The organism is Rhizobium sp. RAF36 (genome assembly GCF_052114105.1).
In the GTDB taxonomy this organism is placed as follows: Bacteria; Pseudomonadota; Alphaproteobacteria; order Rhizobiales; family Rhizobiaceae; genus Rhizobium.
The window spans coordinates 57833-69780 of sequence record NZ_JBFREC010000014.1; the positions used below are offsets into that span (position 1 = coordinate 57833).

Here is an 11948-nt window from a genome sequence, read left to right on the forward strand (position 1 = left end):
ATCCGCGGGACCTCATTGGACGATTTATGTCGCGGGCGCGGTCTTGCTATCAAAGGGGACGCTATCGAAGGGGAAAAGGCCTTGAGCATTCTCGATCTCAGATCCATGCCCGTGCACACCTTGCTGCAGGTCGATGTCGCCGTCATCGGCGGCGGGCCTGCCGGGCTTACGATCGCGCGCGAGCTGACCGGGAAGGCGGATGTGCTGGTGCTAGACAGTGGCGGCCCGTCCTACGAACCGGGCCCGCAGGCGCTGAATGCGGTCGAGAATACCGGTGAACCATCCGGCGGCCGTCAGGCGCCCGAAGGACGGGGCTATAACGGCTCTCTTTCCTGGCTGAACGCCATTCCGGCTTTCGAACTTCGCAACCGCATGCTCGGCGGCAGCACCCATACCTGGATCGGCAAATGCGCCGCCTTCGACGATATGGATTTCGCATTGCGGCCGTGGCTCCGGCTGTCCGGCTGGCCTTTCGAGCGCAATGAATTGATGCCGCATCTCGGCCGTGCCGCTGAACTGCTCAATCTCGGGCCCAACGTCTATGACGAGAAGCTGCACGATCTGCTGCGCACGGCGCCGGAGGAGCTGAGGCTCGACGCCAAGAGCCTGCGCTATTTCTTCTGGCAGTTCAGCCATGAGCGGAAGAAGCGCGGCGAGCCGATGCGCTTTGCCAGTGTGGCCCGCGGGCTGGCGCAATCGGGCACGAAGTTCCTGACCAACGCCAATGTCACCGAGATCCGTGCCGAACAGCGCGGTTATCATTCGCTGAGCGTCGCCAGCGCCGAGGGTAATACGGCGACAGTGCGGGCGAAGATGGTGGTGCTCTGCTGCGGCGGCGTCGAGAATGCGCGGCTGCTTCTGGCGTCGAATTCGCTGTCGCCTGCCGGTCTCGGCAACACCCGCGGCACGGTCGGCCGCTATCTCGCCGATCATCCGCGTACGACGCTGATGCGCTTCCGCAAGAGCCGGGATATCGACACAGTCACGCGTCACTTCAATTTCTACGGGTTGAAGCATGACGGCGCGCCGCATTTTTATCTTCGCGGCCTGTCTCTGAGCCCGGCGATCCAGGCGCGGGAAGGGCTGACGAACTGTGCCGCCTATCCGGTGCAGATCCACGCTACCGACGATCCTTGGGCGGCGCTCAAGCGGCTGGCAAAGGGCGGAGGCAAGAGCGTGATCGGCGATCTGCTGACGGTCGCCGGTTCTGCCGGCATGGTCGCATCCGGCGCCTATCAGCGTCTCGTCAAGATGCGGGGACTGCCGCATCGCTCCGCCGAGTTGCGCTTCGACGTGATGGCCGAGCAGCAGCTGGATCCCGAAAGCCGCGTGACGTTGTCCGAAAAACTCGACCGCTTCGGCAAGCCGATTGCCCGGGTTAACTGGAAGATCGGCGAGACCGAAGTCGAGAGCATCGCGCGGCTGGCGCAGACCATTGCCGTCGAGTTTCAGCGGCTCGGGCTGCCGGAGCCGGAGCTTGCCGAATGGATCGCCTCCGGCGACCGGGCGGCAGCGGCCTTCATGGACATGGCCCATCCATCCTGCACGACGCGCATGGGCAGCGATCCGGCGACCAGCGTCGTCGATCGCAACGCGATGGTGCATGGCGTCGATGGTCTCTATGTCGCAGGCAGCTCGGTGTTTCCGACAGCAGGGCACGCGAACCCGACGCTGATGCTGGTGGCACTATCGATGCGGCTTGCCGATCATCTGAGCGAACGGCTTGCCGGCGAGCGGCGGCCGGCCTCCGGCGCACAGCAATCGCGCCAGGTCGTCTGAGGTTCCACTTCGATCCGGAAATGAAGACGCCGCGCAATGCGCGGCGTTTTGGATTCGTGGCGATCCCGTTCAGATCTTGCGGAAGTAGAAGCCGGCACTTTCGCTGGCGCCGAGTTCCGGATGGGTGTCGATCCTGGACGAGAGCGAGGGGATCGTCCAGCGGTCCACCAGTTCGTATCCGAGGCCGGTCACATGATGCATGAACTCGGCTTCGTTGCGGATCTGGTAGGGCACCTTGGCAGGCCCGATCTGCTCCAGCGTCACGACGGTCGGCCCCTTGCGCAGGGCGACCTTGTTGAGCAGCAAATGTTTCGGGGCTTGCGGCATGTCGCCGATCAGCTTGCCGAGCGGGATGTCGAGATATTGCATCAGCCCGGAACCGAGAAAGAGCGGCGCGGGACCGGCGTCGGCCATGCGGTCGACGAAGGAAAGCCGCGTCAGCTTGTCCTTCTCGGCGAGACGCTGCCCGGCGCGGATGATCGACGGCAGGTCGTAGACCACCCAGCGGAAATCGGGACCGAGCGGCAGGTGCGAGCGGAAGGCCCGGTATTTGGTGCCCATATGGCCGCCTGCATCGACCAGGCTGCCGGTCTCGCGGACCAGATCGCGCATCCAGAAGAGGACCGGATAATCCCAGGCGGCGATCTTGCACATCTGCTCGAAGGCGACAGGGGCGATCTCGTCGTGATCGTAGCCGGCAAGCGGGCCGGTGCTGGCTGCGGCCAGCGCTTCGGCATAGCTGGAATAGGCGCCGGTGAAGCGGCGCGGGATCGGAAGGAAATATCGCAAGCGCCCGCTGAGGGCTTGCAATGGCACAATAAGCTTTTCAGCACGCCGCCTTGCTTCGCGCAAAGTCGATGTGCGGCCTTTCAGCGTCACAGTCGTCGTCATCGGCTTTTCCCCGGCCTTGATGGATGGTCACTAAGTCTTGTGTTGATCTTTCACCTCCCAGATCGGAACGACGCCGCCGTGGAACCGATGCATCACCCCCAGTGCTGCAAAGTAGGTCACGGCGCCTGACAGCACCTGAAAGGCAATCATCTCGATGCGGGTCATCGCGGTTGCTTCGCCGATATAGCCGAAGGCGTAGACGATGGCCGACATCGCGAGGATCGCGATGAAGACATAGCCGCAATCGCGGAACACCCGCTTCCAGTCGAGGCCGCCATAGCGGCCCTGCAGGTGGGCGGAGATTTTCAGGCTGATCAGCGCGGCGATGCACTGGCCGAAGGCGGCGGCCTCGACCCCGAAGGGTGCTGCGGCGACGATCAGGGCGATCGCCACGACGCCGTTCAGCAGCATCAGGCGCGGCATCCGGGCGATGTTGCCGGTGATCGACAGCAGCGGCTCGGTGACGTAGCCCGGTATCAGCAAAACCTGCTTGATGGCGAGGATGGAGACGAGTGCCGCGGTCGGCGCCCACGTGTCGCCGAGCGCGATATCGACGAGAGCGGGAGAGACCAGCGCCAGGCCGATGTAGACAGGTGCGGAGACGATCATCAGCGCCGTCATGAAATGCGTTGCGGTGCGGCCGAGCTCCTCGAATTTCTGCGGATCGGCGGGCTGGCCCTTGATCTTGCGGAAGGCCGTCCAGGCCAGCATGCGGGCCGGTTCGCCGAGCAGCTCGGAAATGGCGCCGACGATCCGTTCGGCAGCGCGGTAGTAACCGGCTTCGGCCAGGCCCAGGAAGCTGCCGAGTGCCAGCGTGCCGGAATAGGAGCGCAGGTAGAAGATGATCCGGTTGGACAGGATATGCCGCGAGAATTCGAGGATATCGAAGAGGAAAGCGCGGGTGAGATGGAAGCGCGGATACCAGCGCACGACGATGAACGAGCCGACGAGGCAGGTGGTCTGCATCACCAGCCGGCCGATGATCAGCGAGGCGACGTGGAAGCCGGCATGCAAGCCAGCGATAGTCACGGCGAGCCCGAAGCCCTCGGCGACGATGCGGATGATCGACTGCTGCTTCAACTGCCCGCGATTGACGAGGATGCCGTCATAAACAACCGATAGCGAGGAGGGCAGGAACCAGCAGCTGTAGAGCGCGATCAGAATGCCGAGCCATTGCTCGTTCCAGACATGCAGGGCGCCGGAGATCAGGAAGCCGACCCCGGTGCAGAGAACGCCAGACATCACCGCGATCGTGCCGATCTGGTCGAGCTCGCGGCCGGTGCTGTGGGACTTCATCACATATTCGCCCCAGCCGCCTTCGGCGCAGAGGACAAGCAGGATGGCGATCGCCGAACTGTAGGCGTAAAAGCCGAATTGCGCCGATTCCAGGATGCGGGCGGCGAGCAGGAAGGCCAGCAGCTGGGCGAGCTGCGAGACGATCTTGGCCGAGAGCGTCCAGAGCCCCGCGCCGACGAAGGCGGGCATCTTCATGCGCCTGGATTTCTGCTGCGGATTCTGGCTGTCCGGTCTTTCCTCCCCCCCGTTCATCTCACCGAACCTCGCGGCGGATTGAACAACAAGGCGGCTGCGGTGTTATTACTGCAGCCCGGAAAGATGCGGCGCCGCCTTGCCAGCCCGAGAAACAATCGTTGGACAAGGTTTGCGCGGTATGCGATTCCCGGCAGGACGGAGAGCTTGTACTGAGTCGGCTGCCGAAGAGGTAGGGAGACAATGTCATGATCACAGAGTCAAAGGCGGCACGGAAGTCTGCATATGCGCAGAGCGCGGCCAGCTTCAGTGATCTTTCCAAGGAAGCCGGTCCCGGCCAGGCGCCGGATGGCCGCCCGTCTTTCCTGAAATACAAGCTCCGCTGGGGCTTGGCGCTGTTCTGCCTCGCCTGCTGGGTCATTCTCGCCGCCATTTTCATTTGGTGAGCCGCTCTTTCTCGTTGTGAGCGAGAAAAACCACCCCGACCGTTTTCCAGAGAATGCTGATATCCGTCGTGAATGAACACGAGCGGTAGTAATCCACGTCATACTGGACGCGTTCCTCGTAGGAGGTGTCCTGGCGGCGGCTGACCTGCCACATACCGGTCAGGCCGGGGGTCATTGCCAGATAGACATGGGCGTTGGCGCCGTAGCGCTCGATTTCCTCGGCAATGATCGGGCGCGGGCCGACAAGGCTCATCTCGCCGCGCAGCACGTTGATCAGCTGCGGCAGTTCGTCGGCGCTGGTCATTCTCAAGAGCTTGCCGAGCCAGTGGACGCGCGGGTCATTCATCAGCTTCTGGGTTTCCTGCCATTCGGCCCGGCGCACCGGATCGGTCGCCAGGATTTCGGCCAGGCGCTCGGCGGAATCGGTGCGCATCGAGCGGAATTTCAGGCAGCGGAACGGGCGGCCGTATTTGCCGACACGGGTATGGCTGAAGGAGATGGGACGGCCATCGACGATCAAAAGGGCGATGACGATCAGGATCAGGGCCGGGGCCAGAAACAGCAGGCCGAGGCTAGCGAAAACGATGTCGAGGGTACGCTTGAGCCGGTAGCCGGCTGCAACGACACGGATCTCCGGCGTGACCTGGTCACCGCGGGCAAAGCCGTCGAAAGCAGATAACATATCAAACCCCATTTACCCTTGAACCCATGATCAGGTTGCCAGCGCGTCTGGCCATTTACAATTCATCCTGAGGGTAGTCAGCTAGTCACATAGAGGTAATCGGGCGCGTCCAATCGTTGCCTTGCGATGCGGGATTACCCTGCAAGTGCAGCTTCTTGGCCAGCATGTGCCCGTTCGAGGATCTCATCGTAGAGTTCGAACAGGGCTTCGGCCCAGGAGAGGGAGGTATGTGCCATGCCGGAGCGCTGGCGCAGGCAGTTTGCACTCATGGTGCGAATGAGGGCGTCATCATCGGCAATCCGCCGCATGGCGGCGGCCAGGGTTTCGATATTGCCGTTTTCGAAGGTCAATCCGCAGCCGAGATCGGCGATCTCGCGGGCGAGCAGTGCGGCCTGCGGAATGATCACGGGGATGCCGCTGGCGACCGCCTCGACCGCGGCAAGCCCGAAGGGTTCCGGCACGCGCGAGGAGATGACGATGCAGCGCGCGTCGGTGACGAGGCCCGCGATCTCTTCCTTGCTCTTCCAGCCGTGCAGGACGGCTTCGGGGTAATCGCGTTCGAGCACCGCGCGGCCGGCGCCATCGCCGATGACATGCAGCGGGACATTGGCGAGACGCGCTGCGCGCGCCGCATCCTCGAAGCCCTTTTCCGGCTCCAGCCTGCCGATGAAGAAGAATTTCTTCGTCTCCGCCGGACTGGGCGGCAGGTGCAGGAAGGGCTCCACCGGGTTGCGGATGGTGCGGATGAATTCAGCGTTGATGCCGGCCCGGGTGAAATATTCATGCATGTGCTGGTGCACGATGACGATATTGGCCGGAACGTAGCGCGTCGGGAAGAAGTGCTGGCGGATGAGATGGCGGGTCGAGCGCCAGACTTTCTCGTGATAGCCGCGTTTGTCGCATTGCGTCGTCAGGCAGCGCGCGGACATCGGCGTCAGGTTGCAGACGCGGTGGCTCTGATAGTTGGCATAGCCGCCGTTCGGGCAGGAGAGGAAATAGTCGTGGGCATGCAGTACCACCCGCGAGCGGACGCGCCAGAGCGCCCGGAAGATCGACGGCGAGAGGATCTTCGACCAGCCGTGGACGTGATAGATCGTGCCGGGTGAATCCGTACGGGCGATTACGCCGCGTAGGCTGTCGTAGGCAGCCTGATTGTAAAGACCGCCGATGGTTGCCGCCAGCTTGTGCTGGTTGACGAGCGGCATGCCGCCGACGCCGACCATCTCGGCCGAAGCGATGCCGTGCTCGACGCCGTCGCCGGCGAAGTAGGTGACCGGGATGCCCCGGTCACGGATCAATTCGGCGGAGAGGACCGCCAGATTGGACGCGCCGCCGACCCGTTCGGAACGGTCATTGATGATCACGACGCGATCGGGCTGACGGTGCCGCATCCGCTATTCCAGACTTTCGATCCGGCGCGGGGTCAACCGGCCGCGGAAAAGGTCGAGCATCGCAAGCATGTTGCCCTTCAGCCGGCCGCGGCGATCGACCCAGGGTTCCGGGCGCAGGCATTTGGCGACGTTCGCCGCGACGTTGCGGCCGATCTGGACTGTGCCGTAACGCGTGCCCATCGTTTGCTTGCGCATCAGATAGATCGGGTTGGCGATCTGCGAGTAGCCGAGCTTCAGCCCCGCCGTGCGGGCGACCTTGACGCCGAGATGGACGCCTTCGAGGCTGTCGGCGGAGACGATGCTGCCATATTCGGCGATGCGGCGGCTGAAATCGACGTCCTCGAGCCAGCCATAGGCCGGCAGGTTTTCGTCGAAGCGGATATCGCCGGCCTTCACCGCCGACATGCGGATTGCCATGTTGCAGCCGTATGCGTTGTAGATCGGGCTGATGGTCATCGGCAGGTTCGACGATTGCCGGGCGCGGTCGCTGACCAGCTTCAACCCGTCGTGGACTGAGATGCCGGGGCCGATGATGCCATCGGCCAATACCCGGCCAGTGCACATCGCGACATCCGGATGGGTCTGGAAGATGGTTTCCAGCCGTTCGATGTAGTTTGGCACCATGATGAAGTCGTCGTCGAGGAAGAGCACCACACCGGCGTTTCCGGCATTGGCGACGATCTCGTTGCGCTGTCTGCAGAGGCCGCGCTCGGAAATGATGATGCGGACGGGGCAGGCGAGCGAGGAGAGCGACACCTGGTCGATATCGGTGGTCGAGGTGACGCAGACGATGACCTCGTCGGGTTGGCGCGTCTGCTTCGAGATCTGCGGCAGGATGGCCGAGAGGATGTCGCGGCGCCCGGAGCTGGCGATCCCCACCACCATGTTCAGCGGCGCTGCCGTAGCGCGGTTGATGATTGCCGGTACCGAGGCGGTCCGGGTGGGGCCGGTTGGTTTCAGGAGCTTGTGGCGGCCGCCCGATACTTTCGGCTTTGCGGCGCTGATCTGTGTCGTGACGACGCCGAGAAGATTGATGCGGCCGCTGCTGAATTCGCTGAGGGCGTTCTGGATACGGTCGTTGGTCACGTCGCTGCCATTGTCGAGGACCAGCAGCACGCCGTCCATGAAGCTGCAGATCTGGCGCGTATCAGCCGAGCCTTCGAAGGGCGACATATCGACGATGACGATCTTGAACTTGCGGCGCAACGCCTCGATTTCCTGGCGCAGTGCCATCAGGTGGCCGAAGCGCTGGTGCGGGCCTGCCGAGCGCATGATGTCGGGTACGGTAACGGTCGCGAGCGCGCCCTCGCTATCCACCACCGGCTCGAGATCGTTCGGACGCTGGTTGTTCTTGCGGGCGGCGTGATCGGAGCCGAGCAGCTTCAGGCCGAAGGCCGGACCGGAGTCGGCGGCGACTGCGCTCAGGCGTGCGTTGATGAAGTCGGCGTCGACGAGAACGACATTGCTGCCTTCATGCTGGTAGACTTGAGCCAGATTGACGCTGAGCGTCGTCTTTCCGGCGCCAGGCGTGATCGAGGTGATGCCGATCACAGTCGAATTGTTGGAGCGGAATGCGGCGTCGATGGCGCCGCGTATGCTGCGCAAGGATTCCGTGAAGCGTGAATAGGGTGCATCGAGAACCCGCCGGTAGGCGACGTCGATGCTGACGGGCGAGACGCTGGCGGCAAGATTGCCTTCGCGGCCGATCAACGGGATGGTCCCGAGCGAATTGATGCCGAGCTCGCTGCGCAGCCGCCCGAGGACATTGAGGCGGCGGCGGTAACCGTCGTTGAAAAGTGCCATGCCGAGACCACCGGCAAGGCCGAGCATGGCGGTCAGCGGAATGATGAGGCTGGGTTTCGGCCAGTTCTTGGAAAGCGGAGCGGTGGCCGCCGTGACGATACGGGCGTTGCCGATCGGGAAGGACTGACGCTGGATGGCGCCGGTCACCTGCTGCAGGATGGTTTCATAGATCCGGCGGTAGGTGGTGGCCTGACTTTCCATCTCGGTCAGTTCGACGCGCGCAAGGTTCTTGTCGGTACCGGCGGCGGTCAGCGATTCCAGCTGCGTCTTGAGCAGCTGTTCGCGGTTCTTGGCGACTTCCAGATTGGTGGCATAGAGCGACTGGATGCGGGTATATTCGTCGTCGATCGCCTTCTTCAGTCCGGCGACGTCGTCCTGTGCTGCAACGACGGCTGGATTGCCTGCGTCGTAACGGCCGGTCAGATTGTTGAGCTTCGACACGGCGACGCTCAGGTCCTCCTGAAGCTTCTGGATGCGCGGATTGTTGACGGCTTCCTGCACCGTTGCATCGGGCTCTCCACCGTTCTTCAGGCGGGCAAGCGCGTCGTATTTTGCGGCTTCAGCCGCCGTCTGGGTACGGGCGCTGAGTTCCTGGGTGCTGATTTCGGAGAGCTGCTGCTGGTCGAGCGAGGAGGTAGCGTTGATCTCCATGATGCCGTTCTTGGCGCGGAATTCTTCCGCCTGCATCGCCGTTTCGCGGGCTTTTCGGCCAACTTCGATCAATCGGCTTTCGAGCCACTTGGCGCCGCTCTGCGCGGCGGCGGCGCGCTCGGCAAGGCCGGAGCGGATATAGGCGTCGGCAATGGCATTCGCGACGCGGGCCGCCTTTTCCGGATCGGTGGAGCTGTAGCCGATTTCGAGAATATAGGACTGGCCGACGCGGGTCACCGTGACGCGGGAGAGGAAAGACGCCATCGTGCGGCGCATCAGTGCTTCCTCGGCCGTCTCGGTTGGGGATTGCGGTGCGGTTTCCGGCTTGTGCATGCCCGGGATGATGCTCTTGATGGCGCCCGTTATCATGCCGCGCCAGGATTCGCCGCCGATGATTTCAGGGTCGTGATCGAGCTTCAGCTTGGCGATGACGTCGCGGGCGATCGATTCCGACTTGACGATTTCCACCTGGCTGGCGATTTCGGCGGCTTCGATGATGATGGTGCCGGTGAAGGCGTCCTGCGAGGCGATGCGGCCCTGTTCGGGGTCCATGACCAGGCGGGTCGTTGCCGAGAAGATCGGCTCGGTGCTGAAGATATAGAGCCCGCCGACCGACACGCCGAGTGCCGTGCAGATTGCCAGATGCGCGGCGTGGCGCTTCAGGAACGCCCAGATGTCACGGAAGGATATGTATTCGCGCTGCGTCTCATCGAAAGCGTGATGATTGCCGGGAACGATTTTGCCGATCTCCTGAATGACCATGTCTATCCTCGCAGCTCCCTAGGGCGTTTGTTTTTGTTCAGGTTCCAGGGCGGAAATGACCGTTCCCTGGAAGCTGGTGGATACGTTGTAGCGAACATCGAGAACGTCACCGGGTTGCAGCTCCTCGGTGTCCTGAACTTCGCTCGTCGTCGGAATGTCGCTTGCGGTGCGCGTCACCCAAAATTCCAGCGGCTGCAGGTCGACAGCCTTGAGGCTCTGGTAGCGGGACACCGTTGCACCGGCGATCTGCAAGAGCTGGAGCGTGGTTGCCCGCTTCAGCTTGGTATCCTCGATGTCGGACTCAGTGGTCTGCAGCTCCTGGCCGGCTTCGGTGGTGCGCTGGCTCTTCAGGGTTTCGGCGTCTCGCTTGGTTTCGCTGAGCTTCTGCTTGGCCTGCATCGAGGCGACGACGAGGTCGAGCTTGCTACCCTGCATTTCAGCGACAGTGCGCTCGAGCGCAGTCTTGCGCGAGGTGGTCAGAATCTTGGTGTCGACGAGCTTGGAAATGTCGCTCAACTCGTCCTGGGCGATGGTGACCTGCCGGTCCTGTGTCGACATCTTCTCGTCGAGGACGCTGATTTCGCTGGTCAGCAGGGTTTCGAGCTCGGTTGCCGATTGCAGCGCGCGGCTCAGCGCATCGGCACGGGCCTTGAACAGGGCGGTCTCGCTCTGGATGATCTGGCTGATGATTGGATCCTGGCTTCCCGCAGCGATCTCGGGCGGAAATTCGATCGCATCCTTGCCGGAAAATTCGGCCATCAGGCGGGCGCGCTTTGCCATATATTGCTTGAGCTGCAGTTCGAGGCGGCCGAGATCGCCAGCATAGCGGATCTGTTCGGCGTCGGAATATTCGCCCTGCGGGCTGCTGCGGCGTTCCTTGCCGCCGGCCATGGCCATTGCCTGCTTGACGGTCAGTCCGGGGCGGAATTCGAACTCGCCGGAGCGTTCGACGGCACCGCTGACATAGATCATCGGGTATTTGACCACCTCGACAGAGGCGGTCGGCGCGGTCGCCAGTCCGGTGATGCGCTTCAGATTGGCGCCGATCAGCTGCGAGATCTCATCGACGGTCTTGTCCTCGACATTCATCTGGCCGATCATCGGGATGAAGATGTTGCCGGCCGGCGTGACGGTGAATTCGCCGTTGAGCGCGGTCCATTCCTTGTAGTCGCCGGTCGAGGCCACCCATTCGACCACGGTGACCTTCAGCTTGGTTTCGGGACGGACCTGGTAGCCGCTCTCATCAGCCAGAACGCCTGACGGGGCGGCTGCAAGCAAGAGTAGGGCGGCGCCCGCAACCTTCGCGGAGAAGCGTCCGCGTCCTTTTGCGCCAATGGTCATCTGACAGCCTCATGGTTCGCATCGTCCTGGCGGAGGGCCGCCGGGCATACTGGCACGGATGATCAGGCGAAACGCCCGCGAGCGAAATCCCCTGGAGGCGGTAGGCGCAGCTAGTTCTTTTGGCCGCTGGGGTAGCTCGCGCGAATGGGACGCACCGAAGCGTCCGCGCGGCGGGGCCCGGAATGCTTCATTCGGATTAGCGTGAAAAAGGAGAGGCGGACAGCATCACGAAGCGGGCCCAAACCGCGCCCGCCGCGCAAGATCCCTGGATATCAACGAAACCGGGCTCGCTCCGTGTTCCGAAGCGAGCCCTTCCGCAAGGAGCCAGGTCGCGGCTCTATAGTCCGCGAGTATTAGCTGCCGCATTTGGAATAGGTTCTACTCGCTACTTTCCCCAATCCCGAGGTCAGGATGCCATATCGATGGTCGAAATCAACTAATCCCTTTGGGTTAAGGGCTTAAACCGGGGCAAAATAGCCGGTTTTCGGCAAGATGATCCGCATTTTAGCGCCTTCTGTTGCACGCTTGCCGCGGTTCAGCTTCCCTTTGGCGGAGCGATTGTTTCCACCTTCGCGACGGCACTCGGCTTTGCGCCATCGGGCGCATAGCCGCCGCCGACGGCGACGTTGAGCGAGACGTAGTCCTTGGCCATCTGCTGGACGGCGGCGGCAAGGCTTGCCTGGGCCGTCGAGACGTTGCGCTGGGCATCGAGAA

Annotated in this window: 8 protein-coding genes and 1 pseudogene; 2 read left to right on the forward strand and 7 right to left on the reverse strand. The window is 62.9% G+C overall.

The features are described from left to right. The first annotated feature begins 81 nt into the window (after positions 1-81). On the forward strand, positions 82-1779 hold the full coding sequence (locus tag AB4Z25_RS28950) for an FAD-dependent oxidoreductase (protein ID WP_442210487.1): 1698 nt from the start codon (positions 82-84) through the stop codon (positions 1777-1779). 69 nt (positions 1780-1848) lie between these two features. Here the strand turns inward: AB4Z25_RS28950 and AB4Z25_RS28955 are convergent, their stop codons facing one another. Further along, positions 1849-2670, reverse strand: coding sequence for a methyltransferase, TIGR04325 family (locus AB4Z25_RS28955; RefSeq protein WP_112538977.1), 822 nt, complete (start codon positions 2668-2670; stop codon positions 1849-1851). A gap of 30 nt (positions 2671-2700) precedes the next feature. Then, on the reverse strand, positions 2701-4161 hold the full coding sequence (locus AB4Z25_RS28960) for an oligosaccharide flippase family protein (RefSeq protein ID WP_162698759.1): 1461 nt from the start codon (positions 4159-4161) through the stop codon (positions 2701-2703). 245 nt (positions 4162-4406) lie between these two features. Here AB4Z25_RS28960 and AB4Z25_RS28965 point away from each other — a divergent pair, with 245 nt between their 5' ends. Next, positions 4407-4604, forward strand: a complete 198-nt coding sequence (locus AB4Z25_RS28965) for a hypothetical protein (protein WP_112538979.1) — start codon at positions 4407-4409, stop codon at positions 4602-4604. Here AB4Z25_RS28965 and AB4Z25_RS28970 read toward each other — a convergent pair. From AB4Z25_RS28970 to AB4Z25_RS28990, 5 genes and pseudogenes are all read right to left on the reverse strand, one after another. Continuing rightward, positions 4594-5286 carry a sugar transferase gene (locus tag AB4Z25_RS28970; RefSeq protein WP_112516396.1) on the reverse strand — a complete coding sequence of 231 codons (693 nt, stop codon included), beginning with the start codon at positions 5284-5286 and terminating at the stop codon, positions 4594-4596. The two genes, AB4Z25_RS28965 and AB4Z25_RS28970, sit on opposite strands and share 11 nt — an antisense overlap. A gap of 134 nt (positions 5287-5420) precedes the next feature. Further along, entirely contained in the window at positions 5421-6677 is a 1257-nt protein-coding gene (locus AB4Z25_RS28975; protein ID WP_112538980.1) for a glycosyltransferase family 4 protein, read from the reverse strand. Between the two features lie 3 nt (positions 6678-6680). Beyond that, a complete protein-coding gene (locus tag AB4Z25_RS28980) occupies positions 6681-9893 on the reverse strand; it encodes a glycosyltransferase (protein WP_442210493.1) in 3213 nt (1070 codons plus the stop codon). A gap of 18 nt (positions 9894-9911) precedes the next feature. Continuing rightward, positions 9912-11234 (reverse strand): polysaccharide biosynthesis/export family protein, encoded by a 1323-nt coding sequence (locus tag AB4Z25_RS28985; protein WP_112538981.1) that lies wholly within the window; start codon positions 11232-11234, stop codon positions 9912-9914. 535 nt (positions 11235-11769) lie between these two features. Continuing rightward, a pseudogene (locus AB4Z25_RS28990) lies at positions 11770-11948 on the reverse strand (efflux transporter outer membrane subunit); the annotation flags it as partial.

Bases quoted from the DNA above. Each gene is read 5' to 3' on its own strand.
- AB4Z25_RS28980 (WP_442210493.1), bottom strand. From the start codon at position 9,893: ATGGTCATTCAGGAGATCGGCAAAATCGTTCCCGGCAATCATCACGCT.
- AB4Z25_RS28955 (WP_112538977.1), bottom strand. From the start codon at position 2,670: ATGACGACGACTGTGACGCTGAAAGGCCGCACATCGACTTTGCGCGAA.
- AB4Z25_RS28970 (WP_112516396.1), bottom strand. From the start codon at position 5,286: ATGTTATCTGCTTTCGACGGCTTTGCCCGCGGTGACCAGGTCACGCCG.
- AB4Z25_RS28960 (WP_162698759.1), bottom strand. From the start codon at position 4,161: ATGAAGATGCCCGCCTTCGTCGGCGCGGGGCTCTGGACGCTCTCGGCC.
- AB4Z25_RS28975 (WP_112538980.1), bottom strand. From the start codon at position 6,677: ATGCGGCACCGTCAGCCCGATCGCGTCGTGATCATCAATGACCGTTCC.
- AB4Z25_RS28985 (WP_112538981.1), bottom strand. From the start codon at position 11,234: ATGACCATTGGCGCAAAAGGACGCGGACGCTTCTCCGCGAAGGTTGCG.
- AB4Z25_RS28965 (WP_112538979.1), top strand. From the start codon at position 4,407: ATGATCACAGAGTCAAAGGCGGCACGGAAGTCTGCATATGCGCAGAGC.